Below are 18,977 nucleotides of genomic sequence, written 5' to 3' on the forward strand. Positions count from 1 at the left end.
CGCGGCACCGACGTGCCGCCTTCAGCACCTGCATTGATGACCGATTCGAGCTACGACGCACAAGCCGTGCGCATCTGGCTGCAAAGCCTGCAAACGCAAATCGCGGACACGCTGGGCGCGTTCGACGGCAAGCCCTTCGCCACCGACGCATGGCAGCGCACGCCCGGCGAAAAGCTGCGCGGCGGCGGCTTCACGCGCATTCTGGAAGGCGGCAACTTCTTCGAACGTGCCGGCATTGGCTTTTCCGACGTCGCGGGCGACGCGTTGCCGGGCTCCGCGAGCGCGGCGCGTCCACAACTGGCCGGGCGCGGCTTCGAGGCGATGGGTGTTTCTCTCGTGCTGCACCCGCACAATCCGCATTGCCCGACGGTGCATATGAACGTGCGCCTGCTGGTCGCCACCAAGCCTGGTGAAGAGCCCGTGTTCTGGTTCGGCGGCGGCATGGATCTGACGCCGTACTACGGCTACGAAGAAGACGCGCGGCATTTTCACCGCGTGTGCCGCGATGCGCTGGAGCCTTATGGCGCGGACCTCTACCCGAGCTTCAAGCGCTGGTGCGACGACTATTTCTTCCTGAAGCACAGGAACGAGCCGCGCGGCATCGGCGGGATTTTTTTCGACGATTACTCGGCGCCGGGCTTCGACCAATCGTTCGCGATGCTGAGAAGCGTGGGCGAAGGATTCCTCAAAGCGTACCTGCCGATTATCGAAAAGCGCCGCAGCATTCCGTACGGCGAGGCCGAGCGCGATTTCCAGGCTTACCGGCGCGGGCGCTACGTCGAGTTCAATCTGGTCTTCGACCGTGGCACACTGTTTGGGCTGCAGAGCGGTGGACGCACCGAATCGATTCTGATGTCGATGCCGCCTGTGGTGAACTGGCGCTACAACTGGCATCCTGAACCGGGCACGCCGGAAGCGCGCCTTTACACCGATTTTCTCGTGCCGCGCGACTGGGTGTGAGCGCTCCGGAATCCCGCGGACGCGCACTGCCCCGCTCCTGGCTACGACAAAGGACTTTCACCTGAAGCCGAACGCTCATCCTGTTGCACTGCCTCGCCGGATCGGTTTGTTAGGCGGCACTTTCGATCCGATCCACGACGGCCACCTTGCGCTCGCGCGGCGTTTCGCCGACGTGCTGCAACTGACCGAACTGGTGCTGATGCCGGCCGGCCAGCCGTGGCAGAAAGCGGACGTGTCGCCGGCCGTGCATCGCCTCGCCATGACACGCGCGGCGGCCGGTCAACTCGCGCTGCCGGGCGCGACGGTGCGAGTCGCAACCGACGAAATCGAACACGAAGGCCCGACCTACACTGTCGACACGCTGCAACGCTGGCGCGAACGGGAAGGCGACGAGGTATCCATTGCATTGCTGATCGGCGCGGATCAACTGGTGCATCTCGATACATGGCGCGACTGGCGGCGCCTGTTCGACTTCGCGCACATCTGCGCGGCCACGCGGCCCGGTTTCGATCTCGCGTCGATCCCGCCCGCGGTCGCGAGTGAAATCGACGCACGCCGCGCCGGCGCCGACGTTCTGCGAGCCACGCCTTGCGGCCACTTGCTGATCGACACCACGCTTGCGTTCAACGTCTCGGCCACCGACATTCGCGCGCATCTGCGTGAACAGGTGAGCCAGCGGCTTGCCCATGTGGGCGGCGAACAACAGGGTGAGGCCGCAAGCCACGTCCCCACTGCGGTGTGGGACTACATTCTTCAACATCATTTGTACCACCGGTAAATCCATGGATATTCGCAAACTGCAACGCGTGATCGTCGACGCTCTCGAAGACGTCAAAGCGCAAGACATCAAGGTGTTCAACACCAGCCACCTGACGGCGCTGTTCGATCGCGTGATCGTCGCGAGCGGCACCTCCAACCGGCAGACCAAGGCGCTGGCTTCGAGCGTGCGCGAGGGCGTGAAGGAAGCCGGCGGCGACATCGTCAGCACCGAAGGCGAGGACATCGGCGAATGGGTGCTGGTCGATTGCGGCGACGCGATCGTCCACATCCTGCAACCGGCGCTGCGCCAGTACTACAACCTCGAGGAAATCTGGGGCGACAAGCCGGTCCGCATCAAGCTGTCTACGCCTGATCCGTTCGGCGGCGCGCGTTCGAGCGAGCCCGACGAGGACGAAGAAGACGAAGAGGCGCCGGCTGTGAAGAAGCCCGCGCGCAAGACGGCCGCGCGCCGCAAGTGAGCGGGCTTTGACCGCTCGCTGCAACCGCGTCCCAGCGGAGCTGCGCGAGCGGCGCTCCTACGCATCATGAAACTGCACATCCTCGCTGTCGGCCACAAGATGCCCGACTGGATCGCTGTCGGCTTCGATGAATACGCGAAGCGCATGCCGCCGGAGCTGCGTATCGAGCTGCGCGAAATCAAGCCCGAGCAGCGGTCGTCGGGCCGTCCGGCCGAGAGCGTAATGGCCGCCGAGCGACTGAAGATCGAAGCAGCGTTGCCCAAAAACGCGCGCATCGTCGCGCTCGACGAACGCGGCAAAGACTGGACCACCATGCAACTTGCCGGCGCCCTGCCCGGCTGGCAGCAGGACGGTCGCGACGTCGCGTTTCTGATCGGCGGTGCAGACGGGCTCGATCCCGAACTCAAGGCACGAGCCGACATGATGCTGCGCGTGTCGAGCCTCACGCTGCCGCACGCAATGGTACGTGTGCTGCTCGCCGAACAGCTTTACCGCGCGTGGACCATCACGCAGAATCATCCCTATCATCGCGCGTGAGTGAGATCGATCGGGACGCCTGGCGTTTCGAGTCCCGCTGGTTTTGACGCGGGACGTTGCGACCACAGTTGCCAGCAATCGCCGGCAATTGCCTTAGTTCCTCGTTACGCTGCTGACGCGCTCCCGTAGCCACGCCCGGGCGCGCCCGTTATCGCACGCCCACATAAACCGTTTGTTCGAGACAACTTCATGCCAACGTCCACCGCTTCGCTGCATCCATTCGTGTATCTCGCGTCGCAAAGTCCGCGCCGTCAGGAGTTGTTGCAACAGATCGGCGTGCGCTTCGAACTGCTGCTGCCGCGCCCCGATGAAGACGCCGAAGCGCTCGAAGTGGAATTACCCGGCGAGCGTGCGCACGACTACGTGCAGCGCGTGTGCGTGGCCAAAGCCCGGGCCGCGCATGCCCGGCTCGTAGCCGGCAACCACGCCGCGCGACCTGTTCTGGTTGCGGATACAACCGTCACGATCGACGACGCGATTCTCGGCAAGCCGCTCGACGCCGACGATGCCGAAGCGATGCTCGCGCGCCTGTCTGGCCACGCTCACGAAGTGCTGACGGCCGTGGCGGTAGTCGATGCTTACGGCGAGCTGCTGCCCGCCGCGCTGTCCACATCCACAGTGCGCTTTGCTGCGTTGCATCGAGACGCGATTCGCCGCTACGTAGCGAGCGGCGAGCCGTTCGGCAAGGCGGGAGCGTACGGCGTGCAAGGGCGCGCCGCGGAGTTTATCGAGCATATCGACGGGTCCTATTCAGGTATCATGGGTTTGCCGCTTTTTGAAACCGCTGCCCTCCTGCGTGCGGCGCGCATCGACTTCTAGAACAACACCATGAATGAAGAAATCCTGATCAATGTCACGCCGCAGGAAACGCGCGTCGCGCTCGTCCAGCAAGGCGCCGTCCAGGAACTTCACGTCGAACGAACGCTGTCGCGGGGCCGCGTCGGCAACGTCTATCTCGGCAAGGTCGTGCGCGTGTTGCCGGGCATGCAATCCGCTTTTATCGACATCGGTCTGGAACGCGCCGCGTTTCTCCATGTAGCCGATATCTGGCACCCGCGCATTGCCGGCGAGCCGCAACATCAGACGCCGCATCAGCCGATTGAAAAGATCGTGTTCGAAGGTCAGACGCTGATGGTCCAGGTGGTGAAGGACCCGATCGGCACCAAGGGCGCGCGGCTTTCCACGCAAGTGAGCATTGCCGGGCGCACGCTCGTCTATCTGCCGCAGGAGCCGCATATCGGCATCTCGCAGAAGATCGAAAGCGAAGCCGAGCGCGAAGCCGTGCGCGCGCGTTTGACCGCCGTATTGCCTGCCGACGAGAAAGGCGGCTACATCGTGCGCACCATCGCCGAAGATGCGACGAGCGAAGAACTGGCCGCCGACGTCGCCTATCTGCGCAAGACATGGGCAACGATCCTGTCGCAAGGCCAGCGCATGCCGCCCACGAGTCTGCTTTATCAGGATCTGAATCTCGCGCAACGCGTGCTACGCGATTTCGTCAACGATGAAACATCGCGCATTCAGGTCGACTCGCGCGAGACGTATCAGATGCTTGCCGATTTCGCGGCGGAGTTTACGCCGGCGGTGTCCGCGAAACTGCATCACTACACAGGCGAGCGGCCGCTTTTCGATCTGTACAACATCGAGGCCGAAATCCAGCGCGCGTTGTCGCGCCGCGTGGATCTGAAGTCGGGCGGCTACCTGGTGATCGACCAGACCGAAGCGATGACCACCATCGACGTGAATACGGGCGGCTACGTCGGCGCGCGTAATTTCGACGACACCATCTTCAAGACGAACCTGGAAGCGGCGCATACCATTGCGCGTCAATTGCGGTTGCGCAACCTGGGCGGCGTGATCATTATCGATTTCATCGATATGGAAAACGTCGAGCATCGCGATCAGGTGCTGGGCGAGTTGAAGAAGGCGTTGTCACGCGACCGCACACGCGTGACCGTGAACGGTTTCTCGCAACTGGGGCTGGTTGAAATGACGCGCAAGCGCACGCGCGAATCGCTCGCGCACGTGCTGTGCGAGCCCTGCCCGGTTTGCCAGGGCAAGGGTCAGGTGAAAACGCCGCGTACCGTTTGCTACGACGTGCTGCGCGAGATATTGCGCGAGTCGCGACAGTTCAATCCGCGTGAGTTTCGCGTGGTTGCGTCCCAACAGGTAATCGATCTGTTTCTCGAAGAAGAGTCCCAACATCTGGCAATGTTGATTGATTTCATCGGCAAGCCGGTGTCGTTGCAGGTGGAGTCGAATCTGAGCCAGGAGCAGTACGACATCGTTCTGATGTAGGTCCACCAGTTGGACCGGGAACCGCGCTCCCCATCGTTCAGAGACTCGACTCACGCCGATCATGGCGCCGCCCTGCGGGCGGCGTCAGGCGATTGCGCGTTAGGAGCTAGCGCACTGGAAGCTCGCGGCCACATTGATATCTCCGCCAATGTACTTTGGCCATAGCGGATAACGGCAAAGCGGCCGCGTTCTACCGAGCGTTGCGGCGTTCAGATCGCTCATCGAGAGCGTTTCGGGCGCCTTGCCGGTCTCTACCCATTGATCGAGTGCGGAAAGGGAATCGACAGCCGGATGAAACGGTCCCGTGCCGTGGCCTACGCCCGGCATCAGGTAGAAGCGTACGAACCCATCCACCGTGCTCTGTCCGAAGCGCTGCACAAGGCCGTTGTAGTAATCCGTGCTCGAATCAGTGCTGACTATCTCGTCCGCAAGACCGTGCGTCATGATGAGCTTGCCGCCTTTCGCGACATAGGCGCTCAGGTCGGTGCTCGTCGCGTCCGTGAGCGCCGACACGGTTTGCACTCGCGACTGGTACGTACCGGGATTCAGCGGGTCGAATGTCAATGAATCGAAAGTCGGCACGCGTGTGACGAAGTACTTGACCCACTGGTCGCCCGTTACCCATTGGTTAGCGTCCTTCTTGCCGGCGGGATTCGCAGGGACTCTGGACTCGCCAAGATCGCGCGTGGTGTTCGGCCCGGCGAACACTGAACCGGCGAGAATGTTGTAGCCGGCGTAACGCGTCACGCCATTAGCGAGCGGATAAGGCAACTGCAGCGGTGCGGCAATGGTCTGCACGGTCGCGATCTGCGCGTCCGACAGACAGGTATCGCCCGAGTCCGCGCCGCTCGGGCAGCGCAGCGATGCCAGCACCGTGGCCGACTGCGCCTTGCACGCCGCCACGTTCGCGATGACGCCGTCGGCGACGCCGTCGAGCGCATCGCATGCGGTCATGACCGCGTTCTGCAGCAACACCGTTTTCGCCACATCGAGCCAACCCGCACCGCTATTCAGATACAGCGCCCTGCCGAGCACGACATTGCTCAGACGAAGCCCCGTATAGTTGAGCGCGGGACGGTTCACCACGATGCCGTCGTAGTCTTGCGGCCAGCGCTGCGCTTCGCTCAGACCATCGCGTCCGCCTGTCGAACTGCCGAAGAAATAGACCTTGTCGGGCGCGCTCGCGTAGCGCTTTTTGATCAGCGCCATGGCGACGTCGTGTGTCTTCTTGAGGCTCAAACCGCCGTAGTTCGCAAGCGACTCGTCGTTGGCGGCGAACTTGCCGTCCGTAATGCTCGAACTCTGATGCCCCGAGTCGTCGCCGAAGGTCGCGTAGCCGTTTGCGAGCGGCGTGGATGTGCCGGTCGGGGCCATGTCGAGCGGATCGACACCGGTGATCAGCGTGCCGTCGAAACCGCCGCCGCCATAATGCAGCGCCTTGTGATTCCACCTGGTCGGCAGATTGACCTGGAATTTGATGGAAGGCGCAGCCGGGTCGACCGGTGCGATTGCACCGTTCACCTGGCAGTATTCGCCGCTCGTTTCCACTAGCGTCGCGCTGGTAATCGTCGCGCCGCTGGTCGGTACAGCAATCGAGGACGCCGGAATCGACAGCCCGCTCAACACGCTGCATTGCGTGGCCGCCGTGGGCGCAGGCGTCGAACCGCCCGGATTCTCGCTGGTCGGTCCATTGCCGCCGCATCCGCTGATGCAAAAGGTGAAGGCGAGCGCCCACCCGAGCGATCTTCTGATCATCTTCGTCTCCTGAAACGATTGGCTGGTTATGTTGTTGCTATGCGTCCGCGCCGCTGTCGCTATTCGAGCGCGCGGCCCTCGTGCACGACGCCGGTGTCGATAAGCCGTGCAGTTGTGCCGAAGAGCGCCTGCACACCTGCCTGCGACACGAACATCGCGTCACCGCTGTGCGCCGCGTCCGCCACCTCGAACAGTTGATGACGCAACTGCGGATGCCGTCTGCGCAGATACGCGAAATAGGCGCGGCCCCTTGCGAGTCGATGCGGGCCCTGCAGCATGGCTTCGCATGAGCGGTCGAGAGCCGGATGCGCCGGATCGTTGTCGTGCGTGCCGAGCAGATAAGTGACGTCGCGATCGACATAACGGTATTCAAGCTGTTGGACATCCAGTTCCTTCGCATAGCGCGGCAACCCTTCTGTGCCGTACTTCCATGCGTTGAACCCGGTGCAAGCGGCGCGTGCGTCTGCGCTCGATCCGTCTGCACGGTGCGGACGCCACGCGTCGAAGTACACATACGACGACGGATTCGCAATGACATAACGCACGCTCACTCCCGCCGCCCTGCAACGTGCGGCGGCGTCGCTGAGTATCGCGTGACGATGCGCGACCTGCGCCCCGCCGGAGTGCCCGGCAACGACGATCTCCCGCACGTTCGGGTAAGCGTCGTCACGCACGTAGTGTTCGATCAGCACGTCGAGTACGTCGAAAGAGCTTAGCGGCGCCGGCCCGATCGCATCGAGACCGCCCATCCACGAGGTCCACTCCCAGTGCAGACAGTCGGCCGGCAACGAATGATGCTGGACATCGGCCGTCGCCAGAAACTGGGGTACGGCGAGGATCGCGCTGTCGGGCTCAACAGTCGACGACGCTAGCGCACACTGCGTAGATTGCAGATACGCATCCGCATCGCGAAGTCTTCCGTGCAGCATCACGACCACGCGAGTCGCTTGAGTGGGCCGCGTACTGCCGCCCTTGAAAAGCGGCACGGCTGCCTCACCGCGCGCGTTCGATACGATCAACCGTTCGCTGGCTATCACCTGCACAGGCACTTCGTTGCGTGGCCTTGCATCGCTGTCCGTCACAAGATTCATCGCGCCGCTCATTGACCGTCGGCCAGCCAGAGATCGGGCTTGCGAACCAGGCGCCGCCCGGAAGCCGTCAGTCCAACAAGCAGCAGCGAAATGACGCCTGCGCAGATCAGATACCACGCCGGGACCAACCGCGAGCCGGTGAAGTCGATTAACGTCGAAACCGTGAGGGGTGCAAGACCGCCGAACAGCGTAACCGCCACGTTGTACGAGAGCGCAACGCCTGTGGAGCGCGTCGAGGTCGGAAAGAGCTGCGTGAGCATGCCGGGGTGCGCACCGGACATGAGGCTAAGCACGACAGTCGCAATCATTTGCGCGGTGAACACACGTTCAGCGGACGGCGCTGCGAGCACCCATGCAAAGAGCGGATAGGCAACGCACACCCACGCTATCGTGACCGGGAAAAACAGACGATATGCGCCGAAACGGTCGGCAAGACGCCCCGCCAGCGGATAGCCGGCAATGCCGATCAGGCCAGAAATGGCCGTGCCGAATAGCGCATTTTTCAGCGGCAAATGCAGCTGGTGCTCGACATATAGCGGCATGTACGAATGCCACATGTAATTCGTTGCGGCCCCAACGATGATGACGCCCATCGCGCACAGCGCCGCGTCGCCGCGCTCACGAATGAACGTGCGAAGCGACTGACGCGGTGCGTGTCCGAGCCGCTCGCGCAGCTGAAGAAACTCCGGCGACTCGCCCACTTTGTGCCGGATATAAAAGCCCACCGGACCGACGAGCGCGCCGAGCAGGAACGGGACGCGCCAGCCCCACGACACGAGCGATTCGTGCGAGAGCCGCGTGGTGAGGAGCAACGCACAGAACGACGAGAGCAGGAGCGCGACAGCCTGCGACGTCATTTGAAAACTGCCGAAGAACATCTTGCGCCGAGGCGGCGCATATTCCGTCAGCATTGCAGCTGCGGTTGCGAACTCTCCGCCCACCGACAGCCCCTGCAGAATGCGCGCGACGATCACAATGAGCGGCGCCGCAATGCCGATAGTCGCGTAGCCGGGTGTCAGGCCCATCATCAGCGTACTCAGCGCCATCAGAAGAATCAGCAGCGACAGCGTCTTGCGGCGCCCGTAACGATCGGCGCACGCGCCGATAACGATGCCGCCGAGCGGCCGCACCAGGAAGCCAATTGCAAACGTGGCCAGCGTCAATGTGATCGACACAAAGCTGTTGTTCGCGGGAAAGAACACCTGTGCAATGACCTTAGCGAAATACCCGTAGATCAGAAAGTCGAACCACTCAAGACCATTGCCGATGACTGAAGCAAGCACCGCGCGGCGCATCTGTGAACGGCTCAGAGGTGGCGCGGCCACAGCGGGCGTGACCGCTTGCATAACGGTTTGCATGTGTCTCCTTTGTATTCGGCTGCCTGCAAATAGAGAGTACGTGCGGAAGTCACCAATGTAAAATACATATGAGGCGCGGTTGCCATATCCAACACGTATAGCAGGCCAACCATGGAACTGAGACATTTGCGCTACTTCCTCGCGGTCGCCGAAGAAGGCCAGTTCACCCGCGCCGCCGCCCGGCTGCACATTCAGCAGCCTCCGTTATCGCAGCAGATTCAGGAACTCGAACAGGAACTGAGCTTCGCGCTTTTCGTGCGACAGCCGCGCGGCGTTTCGTTGACGGCGGCAGGTGAAACGTTCGCAGCACGCGCCCGCTCCGTGCTGCTCGAACTGGACAACGCGGTCGTTCAGGCGCGCCGCGTTGCGCAAGGGCACATCGGCACCGTGCGCGTTGCGCTTACGAGTTCGGCTGCGTTTCATCCTCTGACGCCCACGGCCATCCGCAATTTCCGTGAGCTGTACCCTGAGGTCGCCATCGAAATGACGGAGGTCAACGCGGCGGACATCATCGAAATGATGGTAGAGGACCGTGCGGATGCGGCGATTCTGCGCAAGCCGGTTCACACGCCCGCAGGTCTGCGGTTCGAACTGCTGGCCGAAGAACGGATGTTGCTGGTGCTGCCCGTCGGACATCGGCTTATAAGCAGCCGCGCCATAGCGCTTCAGAAGCTTGCCAACGAGTCGTTTATTTTCGTGCGTCGGCCTGGCGCCCCCGGTATGTACGCGGATTTTATTAGCGCCTGTCAGTCAAAGGGTTTCGAGCCGCACGTGGTCGAGGAAGTGCCGCGCATGGTAACGGCCATCAACCTCGTGGCAGCAGGCGGCGGCATCTCGCTCGTTCCTGCGTCGATGCATCGCTACCACCAGGAAAGCGTGCGCTACTGCCGCGTGGCGGGCGACCATGCTTTTCGCGCACCATTGCATCTCGTTACGCGAGATGATTCGCACAGCCCGGCGGCTTCCCACTTTCGCAAGACGCTGCTCGCTTTCGTGCATCAGCATCCGAGCCGCGAGTGAGTGTTGGGTCGGCGTGGTTTTGGGCGGAGGTGTGGGCAGTGCCGCTGTTTCTTGCGGCGTGTTCTGTGATGTATAAGAACCTGTTCTGTTGCCGCTAGAGCAGTCCGTACTGTGGAGCAAACGTGTGGTTAAGATGGGCCCAAAACGAAAAAGGCCTTATGGACATATATCCATAAGGCCTTGATTTCTTGGTCGGGGCGAGAGGATTTGAACCTCCGACCACCTGCACCCCATGCAGGTACGCTACCAGGCTGCGCTACGCCCCGAACAGCACAAAATTATAACAGACACTTCATTCGAATAGAACCGTTCGCACCAATAAAGCGACTAGCGATTCAGCAGATCGATCACGTTCAGCAGTTCTTTGCGCAACTGCTCGACGTCGACGGCGTTCGCGGTTGCTGGTGCCTCCGGCGGAACGAAGCCCTCGACCTGCTCGCCCATTTCAGCCGGCGCATTGTGCGCACCGCCGCCATGTGAATCCAGCCGGTTGCGTGCACCGTTGATCGTGAAGCCCTGCTCGTACAGCAACTCACGAATCCGCCGGATCAACAGCACCTCGTGATGCTGATAGTACCGGCGATTGCCGCGTCGCTTGACAGGCCGCAACTGCGTAAACTCCTGCTCCCAATAGCGCAACACATGCGGTTTGACGCCGCATAGTTCGCTGACCTCACCAATCGTGAAGTAGCGTTTCGCCGGAATCGGAGGCAAGACGACTTTTTCCATCGTCGCTGTCATCGTCAGTTAGCCGTCGTGGTGGGTTGCGCAGGAACGCGCCAGTCGATCAGCGCGTGAAGCTCGCTTCGGCGCCGTTCTCGACCAGAGCCTTCAGCTTTTGACTTGCATGGAACGTCACAACGCGGCGCGCGGCAATGGGAATTGCCTCGCCGGTTTTGGGGTTTCTGCCGGGACGCTGCGGTTTGTCGCGCAACTGGAAGTTGCCGAAGCCCGACAGCTTCACGCTGTCGCCGCTCTCCAGCGCATCCCGGATCACCTCGAAAAACGCCTCAACCATGTCTTTCGCTTCCCGCTTGTTGAGCCCGACATTGTCGAACAGCAACTCGGCAAGTTCCGCTTTGGTGAGCGTCGGCGTTTCAGTTGAAACGACGGCGGGTGATGTCGGAATTTCTCGAATCATGGCGCTGCGTTGCGCCGTAAGAAGGGCTTCGAAATCACTCGAGTTCATTTCATTCATATCTATCAAATGGCGCGCCATGCAGAAAACAAAGGATGCGGAAACAGCCGCGCAATTGTTAAATGCGGGTTATCCGCGCAACCGTGCGCCATATACTCGAGCCAGACGTTCCACCAGAGTCTGAATGGCCAGATCGACCGTTTCGTCCTGAAGGGTCCCGCCAGTATCTTGCAAGGTAACACGGAACGCAAGGCTTTTCTCGTGAGCCCCCAAGCCACCGGAAGTGTTTGATTTTGGACGGAATTCATCAAAAAGCACAACCTTCTGGACGGTCTTGCAGGCGGGCTCGGACTGAGCCTTCTGGAGCTCGTCCAGCAGCGCCTGCGCCTCGATTTTCTGATCGACAACTACCGCGATATCGCGACGCACCGGCGGGAATTTAGACACTTCCGACGGTGTGGGCAATACGCGTTGCATTAATGCGTCCGCTTCGACTTCAAACAGAATCGGCGCATTCGGTAAATCATATTTTTGCATCCAGCGCGGATGCAGTTCGCCGATCCAGCCAATCGCGCGGCCATTCAGTTCAATGCACGCGCTGCGCCCCGGATGCAGCGCGGGATGCTCCGCTTTCACGAAACGCGCGACTGCCGGCGAGAGCAACGCCTCGACGTCGGCCTTCACGTCGAAGTAGTCGACGGTACGCGACGGCGCGCCCCACTGCTCCTCCAGCGCGGGACCGTACGCGAGCCCGCCGATCATCTTCGGCTGGGCGAAACCTTCGACCGTGAGCTCTCCGGCCTTGATCGACGGATCGTGCAGGAACACGCGGCCAGCTTCGAACACGCGTACGCGGTCGGCAGCACGGCGGTTCAGGTTCGTGCGCAGCACGTGAATCAGGCTGCCAAACAGCGTGGTCCGCATGACCGACAACTGGCTCGCAATCGGATTCAGCAGACGCACGGGCTTGTCATTGCCGGCGAAGTCCTGCTCCCATTCGGCATCCACGAAACTGAAGTTGACCGTTTCAGCGTAATCGCGAGCGGCAAGCGCGTGCCGGATTGTGTGGATCGAGCGGCGCGTTTCGTTGGTCGCGCGCATTTCGCTCTTAGCGACCGGCGGTCGCGCCACTATCTTCTCGAAGCCGTAGATACGCGCGACTTCTTCGATCAGGTCTTCTTCGATCTCGATATCGAAACGGTACGACGGAGGCATGACCGAGAACGTGTCGCCGTCGTGTTCGAACGTAAGGCCAAGACGCGTGAAGATCTGCGCGATTTCCTCGGCGCCAATCGCGATGCCGATGATGCGGTTCGCGCCGGACACGCGCATCTTCACGGGCTCGCGCTGCGGCACATTGACGACCTGGTCGTCCACGGGACCCGCTTCGCCGCCGCAAATGTCGAGGATCAGTTGCGTGATCCGCTCGATGTGCTCGACCGTGGTCGCGTAATCGACGCCACGCTCGAAGCGATGGCCCGCATCGGTCGAGAAGTTGTACCTGCGCGAGCGGCCACGGATGCTATCGGGCCACCAGAATGCGGCTTCAAGGTAGATGTTGGTCGTGTCGAGCGTGACGGCCGTGCTGTCGCCGCCCATGATGCCCGCGAGACTTTCAATGTGTTGCTCGTCGGCGATCACGCCAACCGTTTCGTCAACTTCGACGGTGTTGCCGTTCAGCAGCTTGAGCGTTTCGCCCTTGCGGCCCCAACGCACGTCCATACCGCCGTGGATCTTGTCCAGATCGAACACGTGCGACGGACGGCCCAGCTCGAGCATCACGTAATTGGAAATATCCACGAGCGCGGAGATGCTGCGCTGACCTGAACGCTCAAGACGTTCGACCATCCATTGCGGCGACTTCGCACGCGCATTCACACCGCGGATGACACGGCCCGAGAAACGGCCGCAAAGATCGGGCGCCGAGATCTTGACGGGCAGCGTCTCGTCGAGCTTGACCTGGACCGGCTTGATCTCGAGCGGACGCAACGGTGCACCGGTGATCGCGGAGGTCTCGCGCGCCACGCCGAACACCGACAAGCAATCTGCCTTGTTCGGCGTCAGCTTGATCTCGAAAATGGTGTCGTCGAGATTGAGCGTTTCGCGGATGTCCTGGCCAATCGGCGTATCTTCCGGCAGGATCAGGAGGCCGCTATGATCTTCCGAGAGCTTCAGTTCGCGCGCCGAGCACAGCATGCCCTGACTTTGCACGCCACGCAGCTTCGAGAGTTTGATCTCGAACGGCGCGCCGCCCTCTTCGGCCGGCGGCAGTTGCGCGCCAACCAGCGCAACCGGCACCTTGATGCCTGGCGCTACGTTTGGCGCACCGCAGACGATATTGAGCGTGGCGCCTGTGCCGGCGTTAACCTGGCAGACGTTCAGCTTGTCCGCATCCGGGTGCTTGACGACTTCCAGCACCTGACCGACCACGATCTTCGAGGTCGGCGGCGCAGCCGGTCGCAGGTCTTCAACTTCGAGACCCGCCATCGTCAATGCGTGCGACAGCTCGTCCGTCGTCAGTTGCGGATCGACAAAGGTTCTCAGCCAGGATTCCGGGAATTGCATGGTTCTCTGTACGTTCTGATCAGGTTAGGTCCGCGTGAGGCAGATACATCGCGCAACTCGGCGTGCGGCGCAATCGCCAGTTGCCATGAGTTACAGCTAGTCACTGCCTGTCACTGCCGGGACGCTGTGGCGGCATGCACTCGGTGCAGTACCGCGCTCTATGCTTGTCGTGCAATGCGTTCGTTCAAGCGAATTGACGCAGGAAACGCAGGTCGTTTTCGAAGAACAGACGCAGGTCTTGCACGCCGTAGCGCAACATGGTGAGCCGTTCGAGGCCGCTGCCGAACGCGAAGCCGATGTAGCGCTCCGGGTCGAGGCCCATGTTGCGGATCACGGTGGGATGCACCTGGCCTGAGCCTGAAATCTCGAGCCACTTGCCCGCGTTCTTGCCCGTTTCGAACAGCATGTCGATCTCGGCCGACGGTTCGGTGAACGGGAAATACGACGGACGGAAACGCACCAGAATATCGTCGCGTTCGAAGAATTTCTTGAGGAAGTCCGTATAGACGCCCTTCAAATCGGCAAAGCTGATGTTCTCGTCGATCCACAGGCCTTCGACCTGATTGAACATCGGCGAGTGAGTCGCGTCGCTGTCCACACGGTAGGTGCGACCGGGCACGATCACCTTGATGGGCGGCTTGTTGGTACGCGCGTAACGCACCTGCATCGGGCTCGTATGCGTGCGCAGCAGCAGTTGGCGGCCGTCGGCATCTTTGCCGTCGACGTAAAAAGTGTCCTGCATTGAGCGCGCCGGATGATTTTCCGGGCTGTTCAACGAGGTGAAGTTGTACCAATCGGTTTCGATTTCGGGGCCATCGGCCACGTCGAATCCGATGCTGCCGAAAATCTGTTCGACGCGCTCCCAGGTCCGCATGACCGGGTGAAGGCTGCCCGTATTGGCGCCGCGGCCAGGCAGGGTGACATCGATGGCTTCGGCGGCGAGGCGCTGATTCAGCAACGCGTCGGCCAGCGCCTGGCGCCGAGCCGTCAGCGCGGCTTCAACCTGTTGCTTGACGAGGTTGATCCGTGCGCCTTCGGTCTTGCGCGTTTCGGGATCGAGTTTGCCAAGGCCCTTCAACAGTTCAGTCAGCACGCCCGACTTGCCGAGAAAGCGTGCTTTCTCGTTTTCGAGGGTGGTGACGTCGGAGGCTTCTGCGAAGGCTTTTTGCGCGTCCGCGACAATCTGGTCCAGGTCCATTGATCCCATCATTTCAACGTCAGTGTTCAATCGATGCAAAACTGGTTCTACCAACAAAAACGGGGCTCGGTGAGGAGCCCCGTTTTTGTTGCAGCGTCACCGAGACTACCGGATATTCGCTGCAACGAACCACGCAGTGTTAATTGCCAGAAGCGCAATCAGGCTGCAACGGCGGCTTTCACCTGCTGAACGATCGCAGCAAAAGCAGCCTTGTCGAACACAGCCATGTCGGCCAGCACCTTGCGGTCGAGTTCGATCGAAGCCTTCTTCAGGCCGTTGATGAACACGCTGTACGTCATGTCGTGCTGACGCACCGCCGCGTTGATACGCGTGATCCACAATGCACGGAACACACGCTTCTTGTTGCGGCGATCGCGATAGGCGTACTGGCCTGCGCGCATGACCGCCTGCTTGGCGATGCGATAGACGTTATTGCGACGGCCGCGGTAACCCTTGGCCAGCTTGATGATCTTCTTGTGACGGGCCCGTGCGGTAACCCCACGTTTTACTCGAGGCATGTTTCGCTCCTATGAGTTTCGGTTAAGGGTTAAGCGAACGGCAGCATTGCGCGCACGGAGTTCAGATCGGAATCATGAACTGCCGTCGAACCGCGCAGATGGCGTTTGTTCTTGGTGGTCTTCTTGGTAAGAATGTGGCGCTTGAAGGCTTGACCGCGCTTGACGGTACCGCCCGGACGCACCACGAAGCGCTTCGCAGCACTCTTCTTGGTCTTCATCTTCGGCATGACAACTCCATTATTAGATGGATATGGGTGTGCGGTCGGCCAGATGGCCATTACCCGCCCTTCGAAACCCATTCCACTTGGTATGCAGACCGCCAATACTGCCGGCAGCCGCTTTTCGGAGACAGCGCGCATTTGCATAAGCGCCGTCTCGAAACTTGCTGATGCCGCACCGGACACCCGGTGCGGCATCGTTCGACTTTTCACAACCAGAACACGCGCCACATGGCGCGTCGCCGCTCTGACCGCTTACTTCTTTTTCTTCGGAGCGAGCACCATGATCATCTGGCGCCCTTCCATTTTCGGCATTTGCTCGACCTGACCGACTTCGTCGAGGTCCGTGCGCAGGCGTTCCAGCATGCGCATACCGATTTCCTGGTGAGCCATTTCGCGGCCACGGAAACGCAACGTGATTTTCGTCTTGTCGCCGTCGTCGAGAAAGCGAATGAGGTTGCGCAGTTTGACGTTGTAGTCACCGTCGTCAGTGCCCGGACGGAATTTGACTTCCTTGACCTGAACGATCTTCTGCTTGAGCTTGGCCTCGTGCTGCTTCTTCGCTTCCGAGTACTTGAACTTGCCGTAGTCCATCAATCGGCAGACCGGCGGAACCGCTTGCGGCGCGATTTCCACCAGATCTACGTCTTGCTGTTCCGACATGCGGAACGCATCAGCAAGTTTCACGATGCCGAGCGGTTCGTTCTCGACTCCGACCAGACGCACCTCGGGTGCCGTAATTTCACCGTTGATGCGGTGCGCAGACTTATCAGTAGCGATGTTACGTTTCCTCTAAAAATTAAAAAAACGAGCCGCGCTGCCAAGTGGCTCAGTTGAACGACTGCACGTTCTGGCGCAGACGTTCAATGAAAGAATCGACAGGCATCACGCCTAGGTCGACACCACCACGGGCACGCACGGCTACCGTTTGGGCTTCACGCTCCTTGTCGCCGACCACAAGCAGGTACGGCACCTTCTCAAGCGTGTGCTCACGTATTTTATAGCTAATCTTCTCGTTGCGCAAATCGGCCTCTACTCTAACCCCTTGTTTTTGCAACGATTGGGCCAGAGACTGGGCGTATTCCGCCTGACTTTCGGCGATATTCATCACCACTACCTGCATCGGGGCGAGCCACGCGGGCATTGCACCAGCATGGTGCTCGATCAGAATACCGAGAAAACGCTCCATTGATCCGACGATTGCCCGGTGCAGCATGATCGGACGGCGACGGCTGTTGTCTTCCGCGACGTACTCCGCGCCCAGCCGCTCCGGCAACACCATATCGAGCTGCAAGGTGCCGCACTGCCACGAGCGGCCGAGAGCGTCCTTGATGTGATATTCCACTTTGGGACCGTAGAACGCCCCTTCGCCCGGCAGTTCTTCCCACGTCACGCCGCAAGCCGTCAATGCTTCGCGCAAGCCCTGCTCCGCGCGGTCCCAGGTCTCGTCGGTGCCGGCACGGGCGTCGGGGCGCAACGAAAGCTTGATTTCGACGTTATCAAAGCCGAAGTCCTTGTACACGCTCATGGCCAGCGTGTTGAAGGCAATCGACTCGCTGATGAACTGGCCTTCAGTACAGAAAATGTGCGCGTCGTCCTGCACAAAACCACGCACGCGCATCAATCCATGCAGCGCGCCCGACGATTCATTGCGGTGGCACGAGCCGAATTCCGCGTAACGCAGCGGCAGATCGCGGTACGAGCGCAGACCGTGATTGAACACCTGCACGTGACCCGGGCAGTTCATCGGCTTGATCGCGTAATCGCGCTTTTCCGATTCGGTCGTGAACATGTTTTCACGATAGTTCTGCCAGTGACCCGACGCTTCCCACAACGACCGGTCCATGATCATCGGCGTCTTGATCTCGAGGTAGCCCGCGTCGTTCACACGGCGGCGCATGTACTGCTCGACCTGCTGCCACAGCGTCCAGCCGCGCGGATGCCAGAACACCATGCCCGGCGACTCGTCCTGCATGTGAAACAGGTCGAGTTGCTTGCCGAGCTTACGGTGATCGCGCTTCTCCGCCTCTTCGAGCATGTGCAGATACGCGTCCTGATCTTCCTTCTTCGTCCAGGCCGTGCCGTAGATACGCTGCAATTGCTCGTTCTTCGAATCGCCACGCCAGTAGGCGCCGGCCACCTTCATCAGCTTGAAGACCTTCAGCTTGCCGGTGGACGGCACGTGCGGACCGCGGCACAAGTCGGTGAAGCCGCCGTGCGAGTACAGCTTGATTTCGTCCGTAGCCGGGATCGATTCGATGATCTCAGCCTTGTACTTTTCGCCGATGCTCTTGAAGTAGTCCACCGCTTCGTCGCGCGACACGACGCGGCGCGAAACAGGCTCGTCTTTCTTCGCGAGTTCCTGCATGCGCTTTTCGATCTTCTCGAGATCTTCCGGCGTGAAGGGGCGGCTATACGCGAAGTCGTAATAGAAGCCGTTGTCGATGACCGGACCGATCGTGACTTGCGCCTCCGGATAGAGATCCTTCACTGCGTACGCAAGCAGGTGCGCCGCAGAGTGACGAATGATATCCAGACCGTCTGCGTCTTTTTCGGTGACGATGGCAAGCGCCGCGTCGTGGTCGATCAGCGCGGACGTATCGACCAGTTCACCGTCGATCTTGCCGCCGAGCGCGGCCTTGGCGAGGCCAGGGCCGATCGACGCGGCCACTTCGGCGACGGTCACCGGATGCTCGTACTGTCGAACAGAACCGTCAGGCAGACGTATCGAAACCATTGCGTTCTCCGTGGTGCCGACCGGCGGCGGCATATACATCAATCAAACAAGCCAAAAAAAATGCGGCCCCGCTTTCGAGGGGCCGCATTCACATTTCCTGCAAACTACACTGGCGAAAGTGGTCCTCGACTAGCGTCGCTCCGAAGTGGTTTCGGTCAACGTTCGCGGTGTCATAACCGTATTCGCCTTTTGCGCCACAGGCGCTTACTGCAGTTTGCGAAACCCCGGCAGAACCGGAATTTCTCTTTCGTTGGTAGGCTCGATTGGACTCGAACCAACGACCCCCACCATGTCAAGGTGGTGCTCTAACCAGCTGAGCTACGAGCCTGAAGAAACGAGATTATAT

Annotated in this window: 18 protein-coding genes and 2 tRNA genes; 7 read left to right on the top strand and 13 right to left on the bottom strand. The window is 60.8% G+C overall.

Annotated features, from left to right (window positions below; genetic code table 11):
- Nucleotides 1–36: 36 nt before the first annotated feature.
- The 6 genes from hemF to rng all read left to right on the top strand — a co-directional run bounded on the left by hemF (nt 37) and on the right by rng (nt 5,033).
- Nucleotides 37–960: an oxygen-dependent coproporphyrinogen oxidase gene (hemF, locus tag ACTJLB_RS19970; protein WP_440784267.1), complete on the top strand. Its 924-nt coding sequence runs from the start codon at nt 37–39 to the stop codon at nt 958–960.
- A 61-nt stretch (nt 961–1,021) separates the two neighbouring features.
- Nucleotides 1,022–1,738, top strand: coding sequence for a nicotinate-nucleotide adenylyltransferase (locus ACTJLB_RS19975; RefSeq protein ID WP_204522480.1), 717 nt, complete (start codon nt 1,022–1,024; stop codon nt 1,736–1,738).
- 4 nt (nt 1,739–1,742) lie between these two features.
- On the top strand, nt 1,743–2,198 hold the full coding sequence (gene rsfS / locus ACTJLB_RS19980) for a ribosome silencing factor (protein WP_020069537.1): 456 nt from the start codon (nt 1,743–1,745) through the stop codon (nt 2,196–2,198).
- Between the two features lie 66 nt (nt 2,199–2,264).
- Complete coding sequence (gene rlmH / locus ACTJLB_RS19985) at nt 2,265–2,735, top strand: 23S rRNA (pseudouridine(1915)-N(3))-methyltransferase RlmH (RefSeq protein WP_020069536.1); 471 nt, start codon at nt 2,265–2,267, stop codon at nt 2,733–2,735.
- Nucleotides 2,736–2,924: 189 nt separating this feature from the next.
- Nucleotides 2,925–3,554: a Maf family protein gene (locus tag ACTJLB_RS19990; RefSeq protein WP_440784268.1), complete on the top strand. Its 630-nt coding sequence runs from the start codon at nt 2,925–2,927 to the stop codon at nt 3,552–3,554.
- 9 nt (nt 3,555–3,563) lie between these two features.
- The gene (gene rng, locus ACTJLB_RS19995; protein ID WP_020069534.1) at nt 3,564–5,033 is read left to right on the top strand and encodes a ribonuclease G; all 1,470 of its coding nucleotides are present in this window, start codon (nt 3,564–3,566) and stop codon (nt 5,031–5,033) included.
- Nucleotides 5,034–5,132: 99 nt separating this feature from the next.
- On the opposite strand, the gene ACTJLB_RS20000 is transcribed toward rng, so the two are convergent.
- The 3 genes from ACTJLB_RS20000 to ACTJLB_RS20010 are packed head-to-tail and all read right to left on the bottom strand — an operon-like array spanning nt 5,133 to nt 9,237.
- Nucleotides 5,133–6,788, bottom strand: coding sequence for a tannase/feruloyl esterase family alpha/beta hydrolase (locus tag ACTJLB_RS20000; RefSeq protein WP_440784269.1), 1,656 nt, complete (start codon nt 6,786–6,788; stop codon nt 5,133–5,135).
- 59 nt (nt 6,789–6,847) lie between these two features.
- Nucleotides 6,848–7,891: a hypothetical protein gene (locus ACTJLB_RS20005; RefSeq protein ID WP_440784270.1), complete on the bottom strand. Its 1,044-nt coding sequence runs from the start codon at nt 7,889–7,891 to the stop codon at nt 6,848–6,850.
- Nucleotides 7,888–9,237: an MFS transporter gene (locus ACTJLB_RS20010; RefSeq protein ID WP_440784271.1), complete on the bottom strand. Its 1,350-nt coding sequence runs from the start codon at nt 9,235–9,237 to the stop codon at nt 7,888–7,890. Before ACTJLB_RS20010 ends, ACTJLB_RS20005 begins: the two co-directional genes overlap by 4 nt.
- Before the next feature lie 111 nt (nt 9,238–9,348).
- On the opposite strand from ACTJLB_RS20010, the gene ACTJLB_RS20015 reads away from it, so the two are divergent.
- Nucleotides 9,349–10,257 (top strand): LysR family transcriptional regulator, encoded by a 909-nt coding sequence (locus ACTJLB_RS20015; RefSeq protein WP_440784272.1) that lies wholly within the window; start codon nt 9,349–9,351, stop codon nt 10,255–10,257.
- Between the two features lie 189 nt (nt 10,258–10,446).
- Here ACTJLB_RS20015 and ACTJLB_RS20020 read toward each other — a convergent pair.
- From ACTJLB_RS20020 to ACTJLB_RS20065, 10 genes are all read right to left on the bottom strand, one after another.
- Nucleotides 10,447–10,523 (bottom strand) — tRNA-Pro (locus ACTJLB_RS20020).
- Between the two features lie 61 nt (nt 10,524–10,584).
- Nucleotides 10,585–10,998 (bottom strand): MerR family transcriptional regulator, encoded by a 414-nt coding sequence (locus ACTJLB_RS20025; protein WP_027804876.1) that lies wholly within the window; start codon nt 10,996–10,998, stop codon nt 10,585–10,587.
- Nucleotides 10,999–11,044: 46 nt separating this feature from the next.
- A complete protein-coding gene (locus tag ACTJLB_RS20030; protein WP_012433735.1) occupies nt 11,045–11,455 on the bottom strand; it encodes an integration host factor subunit alpha in 411 nt (136 codons plus the stop codon).
- Nucleotides 11,456–11,524: 69 nt separating this feature from the next.
- Nucleotides 11,525–13,960, bottom strand: coding sequence for a phenylalanine--tRNA ligase subunit beta (gene pheT, locus ACTJLB_RS20035; RefSeq protein WP_440784273.1), 2,436 nt, complete (start codon nt 13,958–13,960; stop codon nt 11,525–11,527).
- Between the two features lie 184 nt (nt 13,961–14,144).
- Nucleotides 14,145–15,158 carry a phenylalanine--tRNA ligase subunit alpha gene (gene pheS / locus ACTJLB_RS20040; protein ID WP_020069527.1) on the bottom strand — a complete coding sequence of 338 codons (1,014 nt, stop codon included), beginning with the start codon at nt 15,156–15,158 and terminating at the stop codon, nt 14,145–14,147.
- Between the two features lie 158 nt (nt 15,159–15,316).
- Nucleotides 15,317–15,676: a 50S ribosomal protein L20 gene (gene rplT / locus ACTJLB_RS20045; RefSeq protein ID WP_006052502.1), complete on the bottom strand. Its 360-nt coding sequence runs from the start codon at nt 15,674–15,676 to the stop codon at nt 15,317–15,319.
- 29 nt (nt 15,677–15,705) lie between these two features.
- Complete coding sequence (rpmI, locus tag ACTJLB_RS20050; RefSeq protein WP_006052501.1) at nt 15,706–15,903, bottom strand: 50S ribosomal protein L35; 198 nt, start codon at nt 15,901–15,903, stop codon at nt 15,706–15,708.
- A gap of 246 nt (nt 15,904–16,149) precedes the next feature.
- Nucleotides 16,150–16,674, bottom strand: coding sequence for a translation initiation factor IF-3 (gene infC / locus ACTJLB_RS20055; RefSeq protein WP_074263967.1), 525 nt, complete (start codon nt 16,672–16,674; stop codon nt 16,150–16,152).
- Nucleotides 16,675–16,723: 49 nt separating this feature from the next.
- The gene (gene thrS / locus ACTJLB_RS20060; RefSeq protein ID WP_408162506.1) at nt 16,724–18,631 is read right to left on the bottom strand and encodes a threonine--tRNA ligase; all 1,908 of its coding nucleotides are present in this window, start codon (nt 18,629–18,631) and stop codon (nt 16,724–16,726) included.
- A gap of 251 nt (nt 18,632–18,882) precedes the next feature.
- A tRNA-Val gene (locus tag ACTJLB_RS20065) sits at nt 18,883–18,959 on the bottom strand.
- Nucleotides 18,960–18,977 lie beyond the last annotated feature (18 nt).

Origin of the sequence: Paraburkholderia sp. 22098, assembly GCF_052045935.1 — a bacterium.
Lineage (GTDB): Bacteria > Pseudomonadota > Gammaproteobacteria > Burkholderiales > Burkholderiaceae > Paraburkholderia > Paraburkholderia caledonica.

Coding starts and splice junctions, on each gene's coding strand:
- hemF (WP_440784267.1), top strand. CDS start 37: ATGACCGATTCGAGCTACGACGCACAAGCCGTGCGCATCTGGCTGCAA.
- rng (WP_020069534.1), top strand. CDS start 3,564: ATGAATGAAGAAATCCTGATCAATGTCACGCCGCAGGAAACGCGCGTC.
- ACTJLB_RS20025 (WP_027804876.1), bottom strand. CDS start 10,998: ATGACAGCGACGATGGAAAAAGTCGTCTTGCCTCCGATTCCGGCGAAA.
- pheT (WP_440784273.1), bottom strand. CDS start 13,960: ATGCAATTCCCGGAATCCTGGCTGAGAACCTTTGTCGATCCGCAACTG.
- ACTJLB_RS20000 (WP_440784269.1), bottom strand. CDS start 6,788: ATGATCAGAAGATCGCTCGGGTGGGCGCTCGCCTTCACCTTTTGCATC.
- thrS (WP_408162506.1), bottom strand. CDS start 18,631: ATGGTTTCGATACGTCTGCCTGACGGTTCTGTTCGACAGTACGAGCAT.
- ACTJLB_RS20005 (WP_440784270.1), bottom strand. CDS start 7,891: ATGAGCGGCGCGATGAATCTTGTGACGGACAGCGATGCAAGGCCACGC.
- pheS (WP_020069527.1), bottom strand. CDS start 15,158: ATGGACCTGGACCAGATTGTCGCGGACGCGCAAAAAGCCTTCGCAGAA.
- ACTJLB_RS20015 (WP_440784272.1), top strand. CDS start 9,349: ATGGAACTGAGACATTTGCGCTACTTCCTCGCGGTCGCCGAAGAAGGC.
- ACTJLB_RS19990 (WP_440784268.1), top strand. CDS start 2,925: ATGCCAACGTCCACCGCTTCGCTGCATCCATTCGTGTATCTCGCGTCG.
- ACTJLB_RS20010 (WP_440784271.1), bottom strand. CDS start 9,237: ATGCAAACCGTTATGCAAGCGGTCACGCCCGCTGTGGCCGCGCCACCT.
- ACTJLB_RS20030 (WP_012433735.1), bottom strand. CDS start 11,455: ATGAATGAAATGAACTCGAGTGATTTCGAAGCCCTTCTTACGGCGCAA.
- rsfS (WP_020069537.1), top strand. CDS start 1,743: ATGGATATTCGCAAACTGCAACGCGTGATCGTCGACGCTCTCGAAGAC.
- rpmI (WP_006052501.1), bottom strand. CDS start 15,903: ATGCCGAAGATGAAGACCAAGAAGAGTGCTGCGAAGCGCTTCGTGGTG.
- rplT (WP_006052502.1), bottom strand. CDS start 15,676: ATGCCTCGAGTAAAACGTGGGGTTACCGCACGGGCCCGTCACAAGAAG.
- rlmH (WP_020069536.1), top strand. CDS start 2,265: ATGAAACTGCACATCCTCGCTGTCGGCCACAAGATGCCCGACTGGATC.